The sequence below is a fragment of the Pseudomonas reidholzensis genome (assembly GCF_900536025.1).
GTDB lineage: Bacteria > Pseudomonadota > Gammaproteobacteria > Pseudomonadales > Pseudomonadaceae > Aquipseudomonas > Aquipseudomonas reidholzensis.
This window is the reverse complement of sequence record NZ_UNOZ01000005.1, coordinates 25,682-46,301: the sequence shown is the minus strand read 5'-3', so window position 1 is coordinate 46,301 and position 20,620 is coordinate 25,682. Positions and strand designations below refer to the sequence as shown.

Below are 20,620 nucleotides of genomic sequence, written 5' to 3'. Positions count from 1 at the left end.
AGAGGCCAAGCTATCCAACACCATTGCCACTATCGAAGATACCGCCAGCCCAGGCACCACCCCTAACTTGGCGACCTCAGGAGGCCGAACGGAGGTCTTGCGGAGCGGGGTGACGGCCAGGAAGGCCGGCAAGGGCTGCGGGCCAGGAAGGCCCGTACAGCCCGGTCCACGCGGGAGCAAGGCCGGAGTGAGGGAACCCGCAGCGCAGCGGAGGGCCGTATGTGGGAGCCGGCGGTTTTTGGTTACTTTTTTCCAAGAAAAAAAGTGACCCGCCGTAAGGGCGGAAGGGGCCATAAGCGCCACCACAGGTAACGGATAAGCCCCCGAAAGCCCAACGCCCAACGCCCAACGCATCTACACCGAACACACGCAAAAACAAAAAGCCCACCGCGAGGGTGGGCTTGATGCAGAGCCGGTCGATCAGCCCTTCGGCGCCTGCGCCGAAGCCTGCTGATTGGCCTCGCCGGTGCGCTCATACCAGCCGCCACCCAGGGCCTTGTACAGGTTCACCTCGCTGGTCAGCTGCGACAGCCGATCGCTGATCAGCGACTGCTGCGCGCTGAACAGGTTGCGCTGGGCATCGAGGAAGGTCAGGTTGCTGTCGATACCGATGCGGTAGCGACGCTCAGCCAGGCGGTAGTAGTCCTGGTTGGCCGCGACCAGATCACGCTGCGCCTGCAGCTGCTCTTCGAAGGTCTTGCGCGCCGCCAGGCCATCGGAGACTTCCTGGAAGGCGGTCTGGATGGTCTTTTCGTACTTGGCGACGTTGATGTCCTTCTGGATCTTCGAGTAGTCCAGGCTGGCCTTCAGGCTGCCGGCGTTGAAGATCGGCAGGTTGATCTGCGGCTGGAACAGCCAGGTTCCCGAACCGCCCTTGAACAGCCCGCCCATGTCCGGGCTCAAGGTGCCGGCATTGGCGGTCAGGCTGATGCTCGGGAAGAACGCTGCACGGGCCGCACCGATGTTGGCGTTGGCGGCCTTGAGCAGGTGTTCGGCTTCCTGGATGTCCGGGCGACGCTGGAGCAGGTCGGACGGCAGCCCGGCAGGCACCTCGGCCAGCTGGTCGGCGTCGAGCTTGAGCGGTGCCGGCAGGTTGCCCGGCACGCCGGTACCGAGCAGCACGGTCAGGCTGTTGAGGTCCTGGGCGACCAGGCGTTGGTACTGCGACAGCTTGACCCGCGCGCCTTCGACAGCGGTACGCGCCTGGCTCAGGTCGAGCGCGGAGGCCACGCCGACCTCGTTGCTGCGCCGGGTCAGGTTGTAGCTCTGGTCGTAGGTCTTGAGGGTGTCTTCGGTCAGCTTCAGCAGCGCCTGGTCGGCCTGCCAGGTGTAGTAGGCGTTGGCCACGCTGGCGACCAGGGCGATCTGCGTGGAGCGACGCGCTTCTTCGCTGGACAGGTAGGTCTCCAGGGCCTGCTCGCTGAGGCTGCGCACCCGGCCGAACAGGTCCAGCTCGTAGGCGCTGACGCCGACGGTGGCCGAGTACTGGCTGGTGATGCCCGCTTCGCCGGTGGTCGACATGTTCGCCGGGGTGCGCTGGCGGCTGCCGCTGCCGGTGGCCGAAACCGCCGGGAACAGGTCAGCGCGCTGGATGCGGTACTGCGCACGGTAGGCGTCGATGTTCAACGCCGCGACCCGCAGGTCGCGGTTGTTGACCAGCGAGGTCTGGATCAGCTGCTGCAGCGCCGGGTCCTGGAAGAACTGCCGCCAGCCCTGCTCGGCGGCAGCCACTTCGGCCGATTCGGTCGGCGAGTACGCAGGGCCTTGCGGCCACTGCGCAGCCACCGGTGCATCCGGGGCCTGGTAGTCAGGGATCAGCGAGCAGCCGCTGAGGATCAGGGCGGTTACCGCCAGGGACAGCAAAGACTTGGTCATTGCCCAGCCTCATAACGTGAAGTTTCAGGGGTGGCATCGGCTTCCGGCTTCTTGCTGCCGAACAGCGACGACACTGCGACGAAGAACAACGGTACCCAGAAGATGGCCAGCACGGTCGCACTGATCATGCCGCCGATCACACCGGTACCAATGGCGTGCTGGCTACCGGAGCCGGCGCCGCTGGCGATGGTCAACGGTACCACGCCGAGGATGAACGCCAGCGAGGTCATGATGATGGGGCGCAGACGCATACGGCACGCTTCGATGGTCGCGTCGTACAGGCTCTTGCCCTGTTCATGCAGCTCTTTGGCGAACTCGACGATCAGGATCGCGTTCTTCGCCGCCAGGCCAATGGTGGTCAACAGGCCGACCAGGAAGTACACGTCGTTGGACAACCCGCGCATGCTGGTGGCAACCAGTGCACCGATGATCCCCAGCGGCACGACCAGCACTACCGCGATCGGGATCGACCAGCTTTCGTACAGCGCTGCCAGGCAGAGGAAGACGAACAGCAGCGACAGGGCGAACAGCGCCGGCATCTGCGACCCGGAGAGTTTTTCCTCGTAGGACATGCCGGTCCAGGACATGCCGATACCGGTCGGCAGTTCGCTGGCGATGCGTTCGACTTCGGCCATCGCTTCACCGGTACTGTAGCCCGGCGCCGGGGCACCGAGGACTTCGACCGCTTCAACACCGTTGTAGCGCGACAGTTTTGGCGAACCGAACGCCCACTCGCCGGTGGCGAAGGAGGAGAACGGCACCATCTCACCCTTGCCGTTGCGCACGTACCACTTCTGCAGGTCTTCCGGGTTCATCCGCGCACTGGCGTCGCCCTGGATATAGACCTTCTTCACCCGACCACGGTCGATGAAGTCGTTGACGTAGCTGCCGCCGAGGGCGATCGACAGGGTGTTGTTGATGTCGGCGATGGTCACGCCCAGGGCGCTGGCGCGCTCGTCGTCGATCACCAACTGGTACTGCGGCTCGTCGTTCAGGCCGTTCGGGCGTACCGCAGAGAGGATCTTGCTCTGCGCTGCCTTGGCCAGGAACTGGTTGCGCGCTTCCATCAGTTTTTCGTGGCCGAGGCCGGCGCGGTCCTGCAGGAACACGTCGAAACCGGTGGCGTTACCCAGCTCCAGCACGGCCGGCGGGGCGAAGGCGAACACCATCGCATCACGGAAGGTGAAGAAGTGCTGCTGGGCACGCCCGGCCAGGTTGAACACGCTGTTTTCGGCAGAGCGCTCGTCCCACGGCTTGAGCATGATGAAGGCCATGCCCGAGCTCTGCCCACGGCCGGCGAAGTTGAAGCCGGTCACGGTGAACACCGACGACACGGTGTCGGCTTCGTCCTTGAGCAGGTACTCACGCATCTGGTCGACCACGTCCTGGGTGCGTTCGGCACTCGAGCCGGCCGGGGTCTGCACCTGGGCAAACAGCACGCCCTGGTCTTCTTCCGGCAGGAACGCGGTCGGGATGCGCATGAACAGCCAGATCATGCCGACGACGATCAGCGCATAGGCCAGCAGGTACGGCACCTTGTTGCGCAGGATGCTGCCGACGCTACGCTCGTAGCCCAGCACGCTGCGGTCGAAGTTGCGGTTGAACCAGCCGAAGAAACCGCCTTTGGCCGTGTGGTGCTCGCCCTTTTTCAGCGGCTTGAGCATGGTTGCGCACAAGGCCGGGGTGAAGATCAGCGCGACCAGCACCGAGAGGCCCATGGCCGAAACGATGGTGATCGAGAACTGCCGGTAGATCACACCCGTCGAGCCACCGAAGAAGGCCATTGGCAGGAGTACCGCCGACAGCACCAGGGCAATACCGACCAGCGCGCCCTGGATCTGCTCCATCGAGCGTTTGGTCGCTTCCTTGGGCGGTAGTCCCTCTTCGGACATCACCCGCTCGACGTTCTCCACCACGACGATGGCGTCGTCCACCAGCAAGCCGATGGCCAGGACCATGGCGAACATGGTCAGGGTGTTGATGCTGAAGCCGGCGGCGGCCAGGATGCCGAAGGTACCGAGCAAGACCACCGGCACCGTCATGGTGGTGATCACCGTGGCGCGGAAGTTCTGCAGGAACAGGTACATCACCAGGAACACCAGGACCACGGCTTCGATCAGGGTATGGATAACCCCGCTGATCGATTCGGTGACCACCGGCGTGGTGTCATACGGGAACACCGCTTTCATCCCCGGCGGGAAGAACGGCTCGAGGTCGCTGATGGTCTTGCGCAGGGCCTTGGCCGTGTCCAGGGCGTTGGCGCCACTGGCCAGCTTGACCGCCAGGCCCGAGGCCGGCTTGCCGTTGAACTGGGCGCTGACCGCGTAGTTCTCGCCGCCCAGGCCAACCTTGGCGACATCGCCCAGGCGCACCTGGGAGCCGTCGCTGTTGACCTTGAGCAGGATCTTCTCGAACTGCTCGGCGGTCTGCAGGCGGGTCTTGCCGATGATGGTGGCGTTGAGCTGGGTGCCGGGCAGGGCAGGCAGGCCGCCGAGCTGGCCGCTGGAAACCTGGACGTTCTGCGCGGTGACCGCGGTCTTGACGTCGACCGGGGTCAGCTGGAACTTGTTCAGCTTGGCCGGATCGAGCCAGATACGCATGGCGTACTGGGCGCCGAACACCTGGAAGTCACCCACACCGGCGGTGCGCGAGACCGGGTCCTGCATGTTCGAGACGATGTAGTTGGCCAAGTCGTCCTTGGTCATGCTGCCGTCTTCGGACACCAGGCCGATCACCATCAGGAAGTTTTTCACTGCCTTGGTGACGCGGATACCCTGCTGCTGCACTTCTTGTGGCAGCAGCGGGGTGGCCAGGTTGAGCTTGTTCTGCACCTGGACCTGTGCGGTGTCAGGGTTGGTGCCCTGCTCGAAGGTCGCGGTGATGGTCATGCTGCCGTCGGAGTTGCTCTCCGACTGCACATAACGCAGGTTGTCGATGCCGTTGAGCTGCTGCTCGATGACCTGCACCACGGTGTCCTGCACGGTCTGCGCCGAGGCGCCCGGGTAGGTCACGGCGATGGCGATGGCCGGCGGCGCGATGCTCGGGTACTGGTTGATCGGCAACTTGAGGATCGACAAGGCGCCGACCAGCATGATCACCAAGGCAATCACCCATGCGAAGATCGGGCGATCGATAAAGAACTTCGACATGGTTTACTCCGCTTTGGCGTCTGCTTTCGTCGCATTGGCCTGGTTTGGGCTGGCCGGCGACTTGACGTTGGTGGCTTCGCTGACCTTGACCTCGGCGCCAGGGCGCACGTACTGCAGGCCTTCGGTGATCAGCCGGTCGCCCGGGTTCAGGCCTTCTTCGATCAGCCAGTCACTGCCCAGGGTGCGGCTGGCTTTCAGCTGACGCAGCTCGACCTTGTTGTCCTGGTTGACCACCAGTGCCGTCGGGGTGCCTTTGAGGTCGCGGGTCACGCCCTGTTGCGGCGCCAGAATGGCGTTGGCGTTGACCCCGGACTGCAGGCGGGCGTGGACGAACATGCCGGGCAGCAAGGTGTGGTCCGGGTTGGGGAACACAGCGCGCAGGGTCACCGAACCTGTGGTCTCGTCGACCGACACTTCGGAGAACTCCAGGCGGCCTTTCTGGGCGAACGTGCTGCCATCTTCGAGAATAAGCTGGACTTGTGCAGCGTTTTCACCGGCTTTCTGCAGGTTGCCGCTTTCCAGGTCACGGCGCAGCTTGAGCAGCTCGGCGGTGGACTGGGTGACGTCGACGTACATCGTGTCGAGCTGCTGGATGGTCGCCATGGCATCGGTCTGGCCGTTGCTCACCAGCGCGCCTTCGGTGAACGCCGAGCGACCGATGCGGCCGCTGATCGGTGCCAGCACCTTGGTGTAGCGCAGGTCGATCTGAGCGCTCTTGAGTGCCGCGTCCGCCTGCAATCGTTTGGCATTGGCGTCGTCGTATTCCTGGCGCGAAACCGCCTGCTCGTCGATCAGCTGCTTGTAGCGATCGGCCAGCGAACGGGTGGCTTGCAGGTTGGCTTGCGCGCTGGCCAGGGTCGCTTCGTACACGGACGGGTCGATCTGGTACAGCTGCTGACCTTCCTTGACCTCGCTGCCCTCTTTGAACAGGCGCTTGAGAATGATGCCATTGACCTGCGGCCGAACTTCGGCGACGCGGAAGGCCGTGGTGCGCCCAGGCAGTTCCGAGGTCAGGGTGAAGGCTTGGGGTTGCAAGGTGACGACGCCGACCTGAGGAGCCTGCGCCACGGGCGCCGCCTCTTCTTTCTTACAGCCACTTAGCAGTGTTGCCAGGGCGACGGCGGAAACCAGGGCGGTGACGGCTGGCTTGAAGTGCATGAGGATCCTCGGGTCGCTAGAGCTGGGAGACGCTCAAGAATAGTGGAGAGTCTGGTCAGAAAAAAATGCTATCGAGTGGATAAATAGCTTGCTAACAAATATACTTACATTCATGGTTGTTTGTAAATACTGTTTGGTAGTGGTCAGTTGCCACACCAACACCGTCAATTGCCCCGGGAGACGCCCTTGCAGAGGTGTCCCCGGCCTGATTCCCACCCGCCCTGCGAGCGCGTGGGCCCTGATGAGGTTGTGCTGCCATGGTCCGTCGAACCAAAGAGGAAGCCCAGGAAACCCGCGCCCAGATTATCGAGGCGGCGGAAAAGGCCTTCTACAAGCGCGGGGTTGCGCGAACCACCCTGGCCGACATCGCAGAGCATGCGGGGGTGACCCGCGGGGCCATCTACTGGCATTTCAACAACAAGGCGGAGCTGGTCCAGGCGTTGCTGGACAGCCTGCACGAAACCCACGAACACCTGGCCCGCGCCAGCGAGAGCGAGGACGAAGTCGACCCGCTCGGTTGCATGCGCAAGCTGCTGTTGCAAGTGTTCAGCGAGTTGGTGCTGGATGCGCGAACCCGGCGTATCAATGAGATCCTGCATCACAAGTGCGAGTTCACCGATGAAATGTGTGAAATTCGTCAGCAGCGTCAGGGCGCGATCACCGAGTGCCATGACAGCATTACCCTGACCCTGGGCAATGCGGTGCGCCGTGGGCAATTGCCGGCCGACCTGCACGTGGAGCATGCCGCTGTAGCGCTGTTTGCGTATGTCGACGGCCTGATCGGCCGCTGGCTGTTGCTGCCGGACAGCTTCGACCTGCTGGGTAACGCCGAGCAGTGGGTCGACACCGGGTTGGATATGCTGCGCTTGAGCCCTGCCTTGCGCAAATGAGACTTTGTTAAGGATTGTGAGGAAGTGTTGCCCTGCAGTGTTAAGGGGCGGTTAAGGAACGGTTACGGTCGCGATGGGCTCAATGCCCGCGCAACTGCCGATCCGGCAACGCCAGCGCTGCCAGCAAGCCCAGCACGGCCACCGCGGCGCTCCCCAGCAACAAGTGCCTGAACGTCGCCAGCAGGCGCGCCTGGTTCAGCGGGTCCGCCTCGCCCATCTGCAGGCTGCCCAGCAACGGATTGCCAACCGCCGCCAGGCCGCCATCCTGCAGCAGTGCCAGCAGCAGGCTGGACATGCACGCCACGCCCATCGCGCCCCCCAACGAGCGGAACAGGTTGGTGGTGCTGGTGGCGACACCGATGTCCCTGGTCTCGACCGCGCTCTGCGTGGCCACCAGCGACGTCGGGAACTGCAAGCCGCAGGCGATCCCCACCAGCAGCATGAACACTGCGCTGAGCAACCCGGCCTGGGGTGGCGTCAGGGCCATGCCGGCGATCGCCAGCGGCATCAACAGGGCGCCACTGAGGATCTGCGGTTTGTAGCGCCCGGTGCGGCTGGTCAGGCGGCCGCCGCCAAAGGCACCGATCGGCAGCCCCATGGCCAGCGGCAGCAAGTGCAGCGCCGCGCTGTCGGCGCCGGCACCGGTAATGCCCTGGAAGCGCAGCGGCATCAGCATGGTCAGCGAAATCGACTGGAAACTGGCAAAGAAGATCACCGCCCAGCACAACACCGCGACCCGGTTGCCGAACAGCTGCAGCGGCAGCAACGGTTCGGCGCAGCGCCGCTGGTGGGCAATGAACAGCGCCAGCCCGACGCCGGCACTGGCGAACAGCGCCAGCACCGCGGACGACTGCCAGGCATGCCCTTGGCCGACCAGGGTGATGCCCAGCAGCAGGCTGCCCAGGCCGATGATCAGCAACACCGCGCCGAGGTAATCGACCTGTGCGTCGCGGCGTTTCACCGGCATGTCGCGCAAGGCGCGGCTGATCACCCACAGGGCGACCAGCCCGAGTGGCAGGTTGACCCAGAACACCCAGTGCCAGGACAGGTATTCGGTCAAGCCGCCGCCGAGCACCGGCCCGGCCACGCTGGCCAGGGCATACATGCTGCTGAAATAACCCTGGTAACGGCCGCGCTCGCGCGGCGGCACGTAATCGCCAATGATCGCCTGGCTCACCGACACCATGCCGCCGGCGCCAACCCCCTGCAGCACCCTGGCCAGCACCAGTTGCTCCATGTTCTGCGCCAGCGCGCAGAACATGGAGGCGAGGGTGAACAAGGCGGTGCCGGTGAGGATCATCCGCCGCCGGCCATACAGGTCACCGAGCTTGCCGTAGATCGGCACGGCCACGGTCATCGCCACCATGTAGCCGGAGATCACCCAGGCCAGCAGGCCGACATCGTTGAACTGGGCGGAGATCGCGGGCAGCGACACGGCGACGATGGTCTGGTCCAGGGCACCGAGGAAAATCGCCAGCATCAGTGCGGTCAGGACGCTGCGCAGGGCGGCGGGCGGCAGGGCTGCGGTCACGGTCATACCTTGTGGATAAAAAAGTTCGAATCGGGTGGGGCACGCAGGCCAAGTGTAACCTGACTTAGGTAGCCTCCTATCCAGTATGTGCATTCCCTATGCAAGATCGGCATTAGCGCTTCCACCCGCAGAGGCATGGCTGCGTGATATCGTGGCCGCACCGCAGGGGCTGAAATACGTGGCTTGCACCACCCTGGTGCAACAAATCGTCGCAGCTTTTCAGCCCGCTGTATCCCACGCCTTTTATTCCTCTGCCTGCATGTCGAGCATAACCGCCCTGATGGCGACGGTTGGAACAGGTCAGGTAGATCCAATCCCGGGGTCGGTTTTCAGCCAGTTAAATATCAACGTTATTGCGGAGTGATCATGCCCAAGGCTTCCCACCAAGATCTGCGTTTTGCCTTCCGCGAGCTGCTCGCTTCAGGTTCGTGCTTTCACACCGCCTCGGTGTTCGACCCCATGTCGGCGCGCATCGCGGGCGACCTGGGGTTCGAGGTGGGCATCCTGGGTGGTTCGGTCGCCTCGCTGCAGGTACTGGCGGCACCCGATTTCGCCTTGATCACCCTCAGCGAGTTCGTCGAGCAGGCGACCCGCATCGGCCGCGTCGCGCAGTTGCCGGTGATGGCTGACGCCGACCACGGCTATGGCAATGCGCTCAACGTGATGCGTACGGTGATCGAACTGGAGCGTGCCGGCGTGGCCGCGCTGACCATCGAAGACACCCTGCTGCCCGCCCAGTTCGGGCGCAAGTCGACGGACCTGATCTCGGTCGAGGAGGGTGTCGGCAAGGTGCGTGCGGCCATCGAGGCGCGGGTCGACTCGTCGCTGTCGATCATTGCCCGGACCAACGCCGGCGTGCTCAGCACCGAAGAAATCATCGTCCGCACGCAGAGCTACCAGAAGGCCGGTGCCGACGCCATCTGCATGGTCGGGGTGAAGGATTTCGAGCACCTGGAGCAGATCGCCGAGCACCTGAGCGTGCCGTTGATGCTGGTCACCTACGGCAACCCCAACCTGCGTGACGACGAGCGCCTGGCGCGGCTTGGCGTGCGCATCGTGGTCGATGGCCACGCCGCCTACTTTGCCGCGATCAAGGCAACTTACGACTGCCTGCGCCTGCAGCGCGGCCAGCAGCACAAGTCCGACAACCTCACTGCCACCGAGCTGTCGCACACCTATACCCAGCCTGAGGATTACATCCGCTGGGCCAAGGAATACATGAGCGTCGAAGAGTGACGCCAGCCCGTCGGTCTATCTGACGGCGCTCAGGGTGGCGCTGTGCGGGACGCAGTGCACCTGGGCGCAGCTTGCCGCGGTATTGGGCTGGTTGCGCAGCAGTTCGACGCGCCAGCAGGCCGAGCCATAAAGGCCGGCGACCACGAGCAGGGCAAAGACCACGGCACACCTTCTGGTTTTTATGTTCATGTGACTGACCTCCTTCGACAACGACAGGTGGTAGCCACAAGCTTAGGTCAGTCTGATCATTTCGTAGGCAGTTTACGCCTGGATATGCCGATCCCACTCAGGTTCGTCCTTGAACCGCTGCGCCAGAAAGTCCAGCATGCTGCGCAAGGTCGCCGGCATGTGCTTGCGCGACGTATACACCGCATTCAGGGTCAACTCCCTCGGCCGCGCCGCGGGCAGCAGGCGCACCAGTTCACCTGAGTGCAGGGCGCAGGCGGCCTGGTAGGTCGGCAGCATGGCGATCCCCGCGCCGGCCACGGCCGCTTTCTGCAAGGTCATGGCTTCGTTGGCGCTGATATTGCCCTGCACCGGTACCGCGACCTGGCTGCCTGCCACCTCGAACTGCCACACGCTGTGACCGAAGTAGGCATGGGTCAGGCAGTTGTGCTGGCTGAGGTCCTCGACCCGCTGCGGCACGCCGTGTTGGCGTAGATAGCCGGGCGCCGCGCAGACCACCGAGCGACAGACGCTCAGGCGCCGGGCGATCAGGTTCGGGTCGACTTCATTGCTGGTGCGAATCGCCAGGTCGATGCGCTCCTCGATCAGGTTGACCGTGCGATCGAGCATCTGCAACTCGACCTTGACCCCCGGAAAGCGCCGCACGTACTCGGCCACCGCATCGACCAGCTGGGCTTGGCCAAACGAGGTGCTGACGCTGATCCGCAGTTCGCCGCGCGGGGCGTCGTCCGGTTGGCGCACGGCGCTCTGCAGGTCGCCCGCCAACTCCAGCAACTGACGGCAGCGCGGCAAGGTTTCCTGGCCGGCGGCGGTCAGGCTGAGCTTGCGCGTGGTGCGCTGCATCAAGCGTGCGCCGACCCACTCTTCGAGTTCGGCGAGGTAGCGCGATACCACCGGCCTGGACAGCTCCAGGTGATCCGCCGCCGCCGACTGGCTGCCCAGGTCGACAACGGTGACGAAGACGCGCATGGCGTTGAGACGGTCCATGATTTGCCCGATTTCAGAAACAAACTATGTCGCAGCATCGCATTTTTTGTCATGGATCGGGCAACTAAGCTGTGGCTCATCGTCACTTCTCACAGGGTTCCCCCGATGTCGCGTTTTACCCCCTTGCGTGCGTTGCTGCTGGCTTGCGTCACCCTGGCCGGCCCGGTCATGGCCGCCGAGCCGCTGCGGCTGGACGTCTACAACCCAGGCCATGCGGCGATCTTCCCGGTCAGCTCGGTGATCGTCAGCGGCGAGCACGAGGCCATCCTGGTCGATGCCCAGTTCGGCAAGGCCCAGGCCGAGCAGGTGGTCGAACGCCTGCGTGCCAGCGACAAGCGCCTGACCACCATCTATATCAGCCACGGCGATCCGGACTATTACTTCGGCCTGGATACCCTGACCCGAGCCTATCCAGAGGCGCGTGTAGTGGCCTCTGCGGCGACCGTGGCGCATATCCGCAAGACCATGGAGGCCAAGCTGGCGTACTGGGGCCCGCAGATGGGCGCTGATCGGCCTCAACGGCTGTTGGTGCCCGAGGTGCTCGAAGGCAATCGCCTGCAACTCGAAGGGCAGACGCTGGAAATCATCGGCCTTGATGGCCCGCAACCGGATCGCAGCTTTGTCTGGATCCCCTCGATCAAGGCGGTGGTGGGCGGCGTGGTGGTCGCTGAACACCTTCACGTGTGGATGGCCGATACCCAGTCGGCCCAGTCTCACGCCGACTGGCTCGCGACCCTGCAACGCATCGAACAGCTCGCGCCGCGCACGGTGATTCCGGGGCATTACCTGGGTGACAGCAGCCGATCACTGGACGCCGTGCGCTTCACGGCGGACTACATTCGTACCTTTGACAGCGAAACCGAGAAGGCCAAGGACGCCGCGGCGCTGATCGCCGCGATGCAACAGCGTTATCCGGGCCTTGGCGAAGAAAGCTCCCTCGAGCTGGGTGCCAAGGTCGCCAAGGGTGAAATGAAGTGGTAATTCCCTACAACCTGATGGAGTGTTTCCCATGAGCAAGATCGCAATCATCGGTGCAACCGGCCGCGCGGGCAGCCAGTTGCTGCAAGAAGCCCTGCGCCGTGGGCACAGCGTGGTGGCCATCGCCCGAGACCCGTCCAGCCTGCAAGGGCGCGACGGCGTCACCGTCAAGGCGCTGGATGCCAAGGACAGCGCGGCGCTGCAACAGGCCGTGGCGGGGAGCGACGCGGTGCTCAGTGCGGCGCACTTCTCGACCCTCGAACCGCACGCGGTCATCGAGCCGGTCAAGCGTGCCGGGGTCAAGCGCCTGCTGGTGGTGGGTGGCGCCGGTAGCCTGCTGCTGCCGTCGGGGCACCGGGTGATCGACAGCCCGGATTTCCCCGAGGCCTACAAAGCCGAGGCCACGGCAGGGGTGCGCTTTCTCGACGCGCTGCGCCAGGAGCAGCAGCTCGACTGGACGTTCCTGTCGCCGTCGGCGGAATTCGTCGAAGGCGCGCGCAGCGGCCATTACCAACTGGGCAAGGATCACCTGTTGATCGGCGCGGATGGCAAGAGCTGGATCAGCTTTGCCGACTACGCGATTGCCCTGATCGATGAGCTGGAAAAGCCGGCGCATTCGCGGCAGCGGTTTACTGTCGGCTACTGAGTGCCCTGCGGCAGCGGGCCTAATGGCTGGCGCGCTGTTCCAGCCAATCGAGCAGTTCGACCAGCCCCGCCGGCATGTTCCGCGCGGGGCTGGCCAGGTAGTAACCCTTGCCGGTGGTGACTTTCAGGTCAAACGGCATGCACAGCCGGCCACTGCGCAAGTCATCACCGATCAACGCCCAATCGCCGATCGCCACGCCGGTCCCCTGTGACGCCATGGCCATGGCCATGTCCAACGTCTCGAAGTGCTGCCGACGCCCCTGCAGCTCGACCGCCGCCCCCGCCGCCTGCAACCACAGCCGCCAGTCATGTTCGTCCCGCGAGGGGTGCAGCAGCATGTGCCCGGCCAGGTCCTCGAGCCGCGCCAACGGCAGCCCGCTCGCCAGCACCGAAGGCGCACACACCGGGGTCAGTTGCTCGTCGAACAGCTTCCGCACGCGCAGGCCATGGTTGGGCGCGTCGCCATAGACCACCGCCGCGTCGAAGCCCTCACGCCTGAAGTCCACCCCATGCTGCACGGTGGTGGTCAGCTCTACCGGAATATCCGGGCGCAACGCCTGCCACTCCATCAAGCGCGGCAGCAACCAGCGCATCACGCAGGTCGGCGCCTTCAGTTGCAAGGTGGCGCTGCGCCCGCCGACCTCGCGCACGCCCTGTTCGATCAGGGCAAACACCTGCTGCACCCGCGGCAGCCAGTCCTGGCCGGCGGCGGTCAGGCACAGGCCGCGCGCCTGGCGCTGGAACAAGGCATAGCCGAGGTGCTCCTCGAGCCCGGCAATCTGCCGGCTGACCGCGCCTTGGGTGATGTGCAACTGCTGCGCCGCACGGGTGAAATTACAGTGCTGGGCGGTGACCAGGAAGGTGTGCAGGGCGGGCAGGGGAGGGAGTCGTTTCATTGCGCGCAGCCATGATCTGGGGACATGGCTAGTATGTGTTTTTTTGCCTTGTGGCGATAGCCACGGCTTGGGTCCAATAGGCACCTATTTCTACACCAAAGCTGGGTATCGAACGATGGCAACCTGCGGCGAAGTACTGGTCAAACTCCTCGAAGGCTATGGCGTCGACCATGTCTTCGGCATCCCTGGCGTGCACACCGTGGAGCTCTACCGTGGGCTCGCGCGTTCGCCGATCCGGCATATCACCCCGCGCCACGAGCAAGGCGCCGGGTTCATGGCTGACGGCTATGCGCGCACCCGCGGCAAACCTGGGGTGTGCTTCATCATCACCGGCCCGGGGATGACCAACATCACCACCGCCATGGGCCAGGCCTATGCCGATTCGATCCCGATGCTGGTGATCTCCAGCGTGCAGTCGCGCAATGCCTTGGGCGGTGGCCGCGGCAAGCTGCACGAGTTGCCCAATCAGTCGGGCCTGGTGGCCGGCGTGGCGGCGTTCTCCCAGACCCTGATGAGCGCCGATGACCTGCCGCAGGTGCTGGCCCGTGCGTTTGCCGCGTTCGACGGCGCGCGGCCGCGTCCGGTGCACATCGAGATCCCGCTGGACGTGATCGTCGAGCCTGCCGATCACCTGCTGCCAGGGCGCCCGGTGCGCACCAGCCGTGCGGGCGCCGCGCCGTCGAGCGTGGCGCTGATGGCCGAGCGCCTGGCCACTGCGCGCCGGCCGCTGATCCTCGCCGGTGGCGGTGCGCTCGAGGCCGGTGCGGCCCTGGCCGCCCTGGCTGAAAAGCTGCAGGCGCCGGTGGCCCTGACCATCAATGCCAAGGGCCTGCTGGCGGCGGACCATCCGCTGCAGATCGGCTCGACCCAGTCGCTGCCGGAAACTCGTGCGCTGGTGGCCGAGGCCGACGTGGTACTGGCGATCGGCACCGAGCTTGCCGAAACCGATTACGACGTGACCTTCAAGGGTGGCTTCGAGATCCCTGGCAGCCTGCTGCGGATCGACATCGACCCGGACCAGACCGTGCGCAACTACCTGCCCGAGCTGGCGCTGGTGGCCGATGCCGCGCAGGCGGCGCAGGCCTTGGTCGAGGCGCTCGAGCAGCAGCCAGCGCCGGTGCGCGAGGCCACGTGGGGCGTTGCCCGGGTCGAGCGTCTGCGTCAGGCCCTGGCCGCGGGCTGGGATCAGCCGACCCTGAGCCAGACCCGTCTGTTGACCAGCATCCTGCAGACCTTGCCCGGTGCGGTACTGGTGGGCGACTCGACCCAGCCGGTGTACACCGGCAACCTGACCCTGGATATGCACCAGCCACGCCGCTGGTTCAATGCCTCGACCGGTTACGGCACTCTGGGCTATGCGTTGCCAGCGGCCATGGGCGCCTGGTTGGGCAGTGCCGAAGCGATCGCCGAGCGCTCGCCCACGGTCTGCCTGATCGGTGACGGTGGCATGCAGTTCACCTTGCCGGAGCTGGCCAGTGCGGTGGAGGCGCAGGTGCCGCTGATCGTGCTGCTGTGGAATAACCAGGGGTACGAGGAGATCAAGAAGTACATGCTCAACCGGGCGATCGAGCCGGTCGGCGTGGACATCCATACCCCGGACTTCATCGGTGTGGCGCGGGCGTTGGGCGCAGCGGCCGATGACGTCGCCGACGTGGCGCAATTGCAGGCAGCGTTGGCCAAGGCGGTCGAGCGCAAGGGCCCTACCTTGATCCAGGTGGATCAGACCCAGTGGCAGGCGGCAGTGCAAGGCTGACCACCCGGCGCTTGGGCTTGGGCTTGGGCTTGGGCTTGGGGATTGTGGGCTTATCCATTCGATGTGGTGGCGCTTAGGGCCCCTTCCGCCCTTACGGCGGGTCACTTTTTTTCTTGGAAAAAAGTAACCAAAAACCGCCGGCTCCCGCATCCGGCCCTTCGCTGCGCTGCGGGTCCCCTCACTCCGGTCTTGCTCCCGCGTGGACCGGGCTGTACGGGCCTTCCTGGCCCGCAGCCCTTGCCGGCCATCCATGGCCGTCACCCCGCTCCGCAAGACCTCCGTTCGGCCTCCTGAGGTCGCCAAGTTAGGGGTGGCGCCTGGGCTGGCGTTATCTTCGACAGTGGCATCGGTGGTGCATAGCTTGGCCTCTTCGCGGGTAAACCCGCTCCCACAGGGACCGCGGTGGCCTTACGGTCAGCAGAGAACCTGTGGGAGCGGGTTTACCCGCGAAGAGGCCGGAACTGCCAGTGCACATTCTGGCGCTGACGCGCTGTACCGCCCTTATAAACCCGCGAGAGCGCAGCAATTCGCCAGCCGTTGCCCTGGCCCTTGATCTTGATCTGGCTTGTGATCTTGATCTACTGCGACTTCAGGAGGCCGAACGGAGGTCTTGCGGAGTGAGGGAACCCGTAGCGCAGCGAAGGGCCGGATGCAGGAGCAAGCGGTTTTTGGTTACTTTTTTCCAAGAAAAAAAGTGACCCGCCGTAAGGGCGGAAGGGGCCAGTGGCAGCCCCCCATCAACCGGATAAGCTCGACAATCGAAACGCACCAGCACCAGCAGCTACCCCCAAAAGCCCGTGAAAAACCTATTTTGGGGCTCCACGCAAACCATCACCCCGCACTGGCCCGCAGCCGCGCCACGTCGCGAATCGGTGGCGCGCCGTACAACCGGCTGTACTCGCGGCTGAACTGCGACGGGCTTTCATAGCCGACCCGATACGCCGCGACCGCCGCTTCGATCCCGTCATTGAGCATCAGGCGCCGCGCCTCCTGCAGGCGCAGTTGCTTCTGGTACTGCAGCGGGCTCATCGAGGTCACCGCCTTGAAGCGGTGATGCAGGGTCGAGGTACTCAGGTTGACCTCGCGCGCGAGGTCCTCGATCCGCAGCGGCAGCTGGTAATGCTGGTTGAGCCAGGCGATGGCCTGGCACACCCGGTGTGTCTGGCTGTTGGCCAAGGCGATTTCATACAGTCGATACCCCTGCGGCCCGCGCAGCACGCGGTACAGCAGCTCGCGACGGACCAGCGGCGCCAGCACGGCGATATCCCGCGGCGAATCCAGCAGCCGAACCAGGCGCAGCAACGCATCCAGCAACGGCGCATCACTGCGTTCGACGAACAAGCCGCGCCCCGAGGGCAGGCTGGGCACCAGCATCGGCGCGCTTTCGGCAATCAGCTGGCTGATCTCGGCCGGGTCGATGTCCAGGCGCAGGCCCAGGCAGGGGTTGTCTGGCGAGGCATCGAGCGTGGCGCCGGTAATCGGCAGGGTCACCGAGACCACCATGTAGTGCAGCGGGTCATAGGTGTAGGACTCGTCGCCGAGAAACAGGGTCTTGTTGCCCTGGGCCAGGATGCACAGCGCCGGCAGTGCCAGGGCGGGCATGCCGCGCACGTTCTCTTCATAACGGCTCAGGAACAGGCCATTGATCGGCGAGTCCACGCCGCCGGGTGCCGGGGTATGGCGCAGGATCAGCCCTGACAGCTCCTGGCGCAGTGCTTCCATGGTGGGGTCGAGCGTCGCGGGCGGGGTCATGGCGGGGGTCCTCTTCTGTGCAGAGCAGAATAGGTTTGGGCAAGCTGGGGCGCTAGTCGAATACTACGGTTCGATTGCCTGATCCTGCAGCGCGGCAGGATCAGGCAATCGATCCGCAGTAATGGCCTAACCGCTCGCGCGGGTGAGGCCGTACGCTTGCCAGCCTGGTATTTCCGTCCGCCCGCTTCAACAAGGAGAGCGCTCATGAGCCAACGCCAACCGGTCACTCACTTGGCCTTCATCCGCGCCAGCAACGGTCGCTCGGCGGAACTCGGCGCGCGCCTGCGCGACCTGCTCGAGCCCTCGCTGCGCATGCCCGGCTGCCTGGCGTTCAAGGTACAGCGCTCACAGGCCGATGACGATTTGTGGCTGCTCAGTGGCAGCTGGTGCGACCAGCAGGCGATGAGCGGCTATTTCGCCTCGCCGACGCTCGACCTGTTCGGCGAGCTGGTCCAGGCGCAGGTGGTCGCCAGCCTCGATCTGCACACGTTCAGCGACTAGCTCAGGTTAGAATGCGGCCTTTTCCAAGACGGGATCGGCGCATGGCACGTAGAGAGTTTTCCCACTTCGAAGCGGTATCGGCAATGGTGCCGGTGGAAGGCGGTGGCTATAACGCGGCGATTGCCGTGAAAGGCCTCGGCGGGATGGGCGCACCGCGTTTTCACAAGATCCTCGACGGCCAGGTGTTCACCGGCGCGCTGGCGGCCGATGAGGCCGCCTGCGCCGAACTCGAACGCCTGCAGGGCGTGAGCGAAGAGGGCGAGCTGATCTGGTGATCAGCCTTGCGGGCGCGCCATCTTGAACAGGTTGCCCAGCTCGAAGTAGTCCTGCGGGCCGCCGCCGCGCAAGATCGGCTCACCGGCCGCGGTGTCGTAGATGCCGTCCTTGAGCAGGTGCTCGGCAATGTGCACGGCCACCACCTCGCCCAGGATCAGCCAGCTTGGTACGGTCTCCTGGTCGGCGCGCTTGAGCTGGACGATCTGGCTCAGCTTGCACTCGAAGGCCACCGGGCTTTCGCCCACCCGCGGCACGCCGACGATGCGCGAGGCCGTCGGGGTCAGGCCGCTGAGGACGAATTCGTCGACCTCGGCGGCGACCGCCGCGCAGCTCTGGTTCATCTGTTCGGCCAGCGGCCGGGTGGCCAGGTTCCAGACGAATTCGCCGGTCTGCTCGATATTGTTCAGGCTGTCTTTGCGCCCGACGCTGCAGAAACCGATGATCGGCGGAATGTAGTTGAAGGCGTTGAAGAAGCTGTACGGCGCCAGGTTCAGGCGGCCGTCGCGGTCGTGCGAAGAAATCCAGCCGATCGGTCGCGGGCCGACGATGGCGTTGAAGGGGTCATGGGGCAGGCCGTGGCCTTTGGCGGGTTCGTAGTAGTACATCTGCTCAGGGCCGTGGCCCTTCCTCTGGGATGAACGAGGCGCCTAGTGTGCCAAGCCTTTGGCTGAGTGGAAATGATCTTGCCCGGCCAAAGCCGGGCGGGGTGCTCGCAGCAGCGATCAGCTGATGCGGTGGCCGTTGGTACGGTCGAAACCATCTTCAGCGAAGCGTGCGCCGTTGGTGCGGTCGAAGCCGTCTTCCGCGAAGCGTGCGCCGTTGGTGCGGTCGAAGCCATCTTCAGCGAAGCGTGCGCCGTTGGTGCGGTCGAAGCCATCTTCGGCGAAGCGTGCACCGTTGGTGCGGTCGAAGCCATCTTCAGCGAAGCGAGCACCGTGGGTGCGGTCAAAACCATCTTCTGCATAGGTTGCCGACTGGCTCTGGGCGGTGGCGAAGGTGTGGGCGTTGGTATGGTCGAAGCCGTCTTCGGCAAAGGCGCCAGTTGCCAGGACAGAGAGGGCCAGGGTCAGGATCAGTTTGTTTTTCATGGTCGTTGCTCCGGTGGATTCGTGGGGAGTTGCTTGTTTCTATGGGTTTGATGCTACGCCTATTAAATTGATTAAAAAGCGCAAAAAATGGCGTCTAGTAATCGATAAAGTAGATGTATTGGTGCGCGCTAATCGCTCAACCGAACGGGGGCTACCCTCCAATCGGGCGGGCTAGAGGCGTTGCTCAGTAGTGACAGGATGCCGACTGGGGATTAATGACGAATTAACGGTTGGGCCCTCTTCAAACGCAAAAAGGGCGCACCGTCAGCCGGTGCGCCCTTTTTCGATTGCCGCAAGCAGGATCAGTCAGTGGTGATCCGCGAGTTGGCCTTGGTGTCTTTCATGGTCGCATAGACCAGCAGCGAGCAGGCGATACAGGCAGTCACGTACCAGTAGTAGCCACTCTCCATGCCCATGCTCTTGAACCACAGCGCCACGTATTCAGCGGTGCCGCCGAAGATCGACACGGTCAGTGCATACGGCAGGCCGACGCCCAGGGCGCGGATCTCGGTCGGGAACAGCTCGGCCTTGACCACCGCGTTGATCGAGGTGTAACCGCTGACGATGATCAGCGCCGCCATGATCAGGAAGAACGCCCCCCACCAGGTCTGGATGGTGTGCAGGGTGGTCAGGATCGGCACGGTGAACAGCGTGCCGAGTATGCCGAAGGCGATCAGGATCGGGCGTCGGCCGATCTTGTCGGACAGCGCGCCAATCACCGGCTGCAGGCACATGAACAGGAACAGCGTGGCCGCCGAGATGGTGGTCGAGTCACTGATGCTCATGCCCACTGTGTTGACCAGGTACTTCTGCATGTAGGTGGTGTAGGTGTAGAAGGCCAGGGTGCCGCCCATGGTCAGGCCGACCACGGTCAGCAGCTCCTTGGGGTGGCGCATCAGGGTGCGCATCAGGCTTTCCTTGGACTTTTCCTTCTTGGTGAAGGAGGCGGTTTCTTCCATGCCACGGCGCAGGTACAGCGCGACCACGGCGCATAGCGCGCCGATCACGAACGGCACGCGCCAGCCCCAGGCGTACAGCTGCTCGGTGGTCAGGGTCTGCTGGAGAATGATCAGCACCGCCAGGGCGATCAACTGGCCGGAGATCAGCGTCACGTACTGGAAGCTGGAGAAGAAGCCACGGCGCTCCTTGCTGGCCATCTCGCTGAGGTAGGTGGCCGAGGTGCCGTATTCACCGCCCACCGACAGGCCCTGCAGCAGGCGCGCGAGCACCAGCAGGATCGGCGCGGCGACGCCGATGGTTTCATAGCCCGGGGTCAGGGCGATCACCAGCGAGCCTGCGCACATCAGCAGGACCGAGGCCATCAGCGCGGCCTTGCGGCCCTTGCGGTCGGCGTAGATGCCCATCAGCCAGCCACCGATCGGGCGCATCAGGAAGCCCACGGCAAAGATCGCGGCGGTATTGAGCAATTGTGCAGTGGTGTCGCCGGCGGGGAAGAAGGCCTTGGCGAAGTACAGCGAGAATGCGGCGTAGACGTACCAGTCATACCACTCGACCATGTTGCCGATCGAGCCGCTGAAAATCGACTTGAGGCGGCTGGCGGTGGTTTTTTCGGCGGCCGGCGCTGTGGCCGCCCCGGTAGGCAGGGAGGTGGCGTTATCCATCGGAGGTAACCTTCTCGTTGTTTTTGTGGAGCGCGCTGGGTGGCGCTTGCCCAGTCAGTTGCAGAAGGTGTGCCAGTGAGGTGCGTGGCGGTCCAAT

Annotated in this window: 18 protein-coding genes; 7 read left to right on the top strand and 11 right to left on the bottom strand. The window is 64.4% G+C overall.

The window, feature by feature from the left end; genetic code table 11:
- Window positions 1–420: 420 nt before the first annotated feature.
- From CCOS865_RS05595 to CCOS865_RS05585, 3 genes are read right to left on the bottom strand one after another with little or no spacing between them, the layout of a single operon-like run.
- Entirely contained in the window at window positions 421–1,875 is a 1,455-nt protein-coding gene (locus CCOS865_RS05595) for an AdeC/AdeK/OprM family multidrug efflux complex outer membrane factor (protein WP_119138692.1), read from the bottom strand.
- On the bottom strand, window positions 1,872–5,024 hold the full coding sequence (gene ttgB, locus CCOS865_RS05590; RefSeq protein WP_119138690.1) for a multidrug efflux RND transporter permease subunit TtgB: 3,153 nt from the start codon (window positions 5,022–5,024) through the stop codon (window positions 1,872–1,874). Before ttgB ends, CCOS865_RS05595 begins: the two co-directional genes overlap by 4 nt.
- A 3-nt stretch (window positions 5,025–5,027) precedes the next feature.
- Entirely contained in the window at window positions 5,028–6,182 is a 1,155-nt protein-coding gene (locus tag CCOS865_RS05585; protein WP_119138688.1) for an efflux RND transporter periplasmic adaptor subunit, read from the bottom strand.
- 257 nt (window positions 6,183–6,439) lie between these two features.
- Between CCOS865_RS05585 and CCOS865_RS05580 the strand changes: the two genes are divergently transcribed.
- On the top strand, window positions 6,440–7,072 hold the full coding sequence (locus CCOS865_RS05580) for a TetR family transcriptional regulator (RefSeq protein WP_119138686.1): 633 nt from the start codon (window positions 6,440–6,442) through the stop codon (window positions 7,070–7,072).
- A gap of 79 nt (window positions 7,073–7,151) precedes the next feature.
- Here the strand turns inward: CCOS865_RS05580 and CCOS865_RS05575 are convergent, their stop codons facing one another.
- The gene (locus tag CCOS865_RS05575; RefSeq protein WP_119138694.1) at window positions 7,152–8,603 is read right to left on the bottom strand and encodes an MDR family MFS transporter; all 1,452 of its coding nucleotides are present in this window, start codon (window positions 8,601–8,603) and stop codon (window positions 7,152–7,154) included.
- Between the two features lie 366 nt (window positions 8,604–8,969).
- Between CCOS865_RS05575 and CCOS865_RS05570 the strand changes: the two genes are divergently transcribed.
- Window positions 8,970–9,839, top strand: coding sequence for an isocitrate lyase/PEP mutase family protein (locus tag CCOS865_RS05570; RefSeq protein WP_119138684.1), 870 nt, complete (start codon window positions 8,970–8,972; stop codon window positions 9,837–9,839).
- Between the two features lie 15 nt (window positions 9,840–9,854).
- Here CCOS865_RS05570 and CCOS865_RS28150 read toward each other — a convergent pair whose 3' ends face one another.
- Together CCOS865_RS28150 and CCOS865_RS05565 are read right to left on the bottom strand one after the other, a co-directional pair.
- Window positions 9,855–10,028 (bottom strand): hypothetical protein, encoded by a 174-nt coding sequence (locus tag CCOS865_RS28150; protein WP_167469017.1) that lies wholly within the window; start codon window positions 10,026–10,028, stop codon window positions 9,855–9,857.
- A 72-nt stretch (window positions 10,029–10,100) separates the two neighbouring features.
- A complete protein-coding gene (locus CCOS865_RS05565) occupies window positions 10,101–11,012 on the bottom strand; it encodes a LysR family transcriptional regulator (protein ID WP_119138682.1) in 912 nt (303 codons plus the stop codon).
- A gap of 105 nt (window positions 11,013–11,117) precedes the next feature.
- Between CCOS865_RS05565 and CCOS865_RS05560 the strand changes: the two genes are divergently transcribed.
- Window positions 11,118–11,993, top strand: a complete 876-nt coding sequence (locus tag CCOS865_RS05560) for an MBL fold metallo-hydrolase (protein ID WP_119138680.1) — start codon at window positions 11,118–11,120, stop codon at window positions 11,991–11,993.
- Window positions 11,994–12,021: 28 nt separating this feature from the next.
- The gene (locus CCOS865_RS05555) at window positions 12,022–12,636 is read left to right on the top strand and encodes an NAD(P)-dependent oxidoreductase (protein WP_119138678.1); all 615 of its coding nucleotides are present in this window, start codon (window positions 12,022–12,024) and stop codon (window positions 12,634–12,636) included.
- 19 nt (window positions 12,637–12,655) lie between these two features.
- On the opposite strand, the gene CCOS865_RS05550 is transcribed toward CCOS865_RS05555, so the two are convergent.
- Entirely contained in the window at window positions 12,656–13,531 is an 876-nt protein-coding gene (locus CCOS865_RS05550) for a LysR substrate-binding domain-containing protein (RefSeq protein ID WP_119138675.1), read from the bottom strand.
- Between the two features lie 115 nt (window positions 13,532–13,646).
- Between CCOS865_RS05550 and CCOS865_RS05545 the strand changes: the two genes are divergently transcribed.
- On the top strand, window positions 13,647–15,284 hold the full coding sequence (locus CCOS865_RS05545; protein ID WP_119138673.1) for a 5-guanidino-2-oxopentanoate decarboxylase: 1,638 nt from the start codon (window positions 13,647–13,649) through the stop codon (window positions 15,282–15,284).
- 831 nt (window positions 15,285–16,115) lie between these two features.
- Here CCOS865_RS05545 and CCOS865_RS05540 read toward each other — a convergent pair.
- Window positions 16,116–17,036 carry an AraC family transcriptional regulator gene (locus CCOS865_RS05540; protein ID WP_119138671.1) on the bottom strand — a complete coding sequence of 307 codons (921 nt, stop codon included), beginning with the start codon at window positions 17,034–17,036 and terminating at the stop codon, window positions 16,116–16,118.
- 204 nt (window positions 17,037–17,240) lie between these two features.
- Between CCOS865_RS05540 and CCOS865_RS05535 the strand changes: the two genes are divergently transcribed.
- Window positions 17,241–17,537, top strand: coding sequence for an antibiotic biosynthesis monooxygenase family protein (locus tag CCOS865_RS05535; protein ID WP_119138670.1), 297 nt, complete (start codon window positions 17,241–17,243; stop codon window positions 17,535–17,537).
- Between the two features lie 41 nt (window positions 17,538–17,578).
- On the top strand, window positions 17,579–17,812 hold the full coding sequence (locus CCOS865_RS05530; RefSeq protein ID WP_119138668.1) for a hypothetical protein: 234 nt from the start codon (window positions 17,579–17,581) through the stop codon (window positions 17,810–17,812).
- Here the strand turns inward: CCOS865_RS05530 and CCOS865_RS05525 are convergent, their stop codons facing one another.
- The 3 genes from CCOS865_RS05525 to CCOS865_RS05515 form a co-directional block, all read right to left on the bottom strand.
- Window positions 17,813–18,418 (bottom strand): flavin reductase family protein, encoded by a 606-nt coding sequence (locus CCOS865_RS05525; protein ID WP_119138666.1) that lies wholly within the window; start codon window positions 18,416–18,418, stop codon window positions 17,813–17,815.
- Window positions 18,419–18,535: 117 nt separating this feature from the next.
- On the bottom strand, window positions 18,536–18,901 hold the full coding sequence (locus CCOS865_RS05520) for a heme utilization protein (protein ID WP_119138664.1): 366 nt from the start codon (window positions 18,899–18,901) through the stop codon (window positions 18,536–18,538).
- Between the two features lie 302 nt (window positions 18,902–19,203).
- Complete coding sequence (locus CCOS865_RS05515; protein WP_119138662.1) at window positions 19,204–20,523, bottom strand: MFS transporter; 1,320 nt, start codon at window positions 20,521–20,523, stop codon at window positions 19,204–19,206.
- Window positions 20,524–20,620 lie beyond the last annotated feature (97 nt).

Coding starts and splice junctions, on each gene's coding strand:
- ttgB (WP_119138690.1), bottom strand. CDS start 5,024: ATGTCGAAGTTCTTTATCGATCGCCCGATCTTCGCATGGGTGATTGCC.
- CCOS865_RS05595 (WP_119138692.1), bottom strand. CDS start 1,875: ATGACCAAGTCTTTGCTGTCCCTGGCGGTAACCGCCCTGATCCTCAGC.
- CCOS865_RS05540 (WP_119138671.1), bottom strand. CDS start 17,036: ATGACCCCGCCCGCGACGCTCGACCCCACCATGGAAGCACTGCGCCAG.
- CCOS865_RS05520 (WP_119138664.1), bottom strand. CDS start 18,901: ATGAAAAACAAACTGATCCTGACCCTGGCCCTCTCTGTCCTGGCAACT.
- CCOS865_RS05585 (WP_119138688.1), bottom strand. CDS start 6,182: ATGCACTTCAAGCCAGCCGTCACCGCCCTGGTTTCCGCCGTCGCCCTG.
- CCOS865_RS05530 (WP_119138668.1), top strand. CDS start 17,579: ATGGCACGTAGAGAGTTTTCCCACTTCGAAGCGGTATCGGCAATGGTG.
- CCOS865_RS05515 (WP_119138662.1), bottom strand. CDS start 20,523: ATGGATAACGCCACCTCCCTGCCTACCGGGGCGGCCACAGCGCCGGCC.
- CCOS865_RS05550 (WP_119138675.1), bottom strand. CDS start 13,531: ATGAAACGACTCCCTCCCCTGCCCGCCCTGCACACCTTCCTGGTCACC.
- CCOS865_RS28150 (WP_167469017.1), bottom strand. CDS start 10,028: ATGAACATAAAAACCAGAAGGTGTGCCGTGGTCTTTGCCCTGCTCGTG.
- CCOS865_RS05545 (WP_119138673.1), top strand. CDS start 13,647: ATGGCAACCTGCGGCGAAGTACTGGTCAAACTCCTCGAAGGCTATGGC.
- CCOS865_RS05570 (WP_119138684.1), top strand. CDS start 8,970: ATGCCCAAGGCTTCCCACCAAGATCTGCGTTTTGCCTTCCGCGAGCTG.
- CCOS865_RS05535 (WP_119138670.1), top strand. CDS start 17,241: ATGAGCCAACGCCAACCGGTCACTCACTTGGCCTTCATCCGCGCCAGC.
- CCOS865_RS05560 (WP_119138680.1), top strand. CDS start 11,118: ATGTCGCGTTTTACCCCCTTGCGTGCGTTGCTGCTGGCTTGCGTCACC.
- CCOS865_RS05555 (WP_119138678.1), top strand. CDS start 12,022: ATGAGCAAGATCGCAATCATCGGTGCAACCGGCCGCGCGGGCAGCCAG.
- CCOS865_RS05525 (WP_119138666.1), bottom strand. CDS start 18,418: ATGTACTACTACGAACCCGCCAAAGGCCACGGCCTGCCCCATGACCCC.
- CCOS865_RS05580 (WP_119138686.1), top strand. CDS start 6,440: ATGGTCCGTCGAACCAAAGAGGAAGCCCAGGAAACCCGCGCCCAGATT.
- CCOS865_RS05565 (WP_119138682.1), bottom strand. CDS start 11,012: ATGGACCGTCTCAACGCCATGCGCGTCTTCGTCACCGTTGTCGACCTG.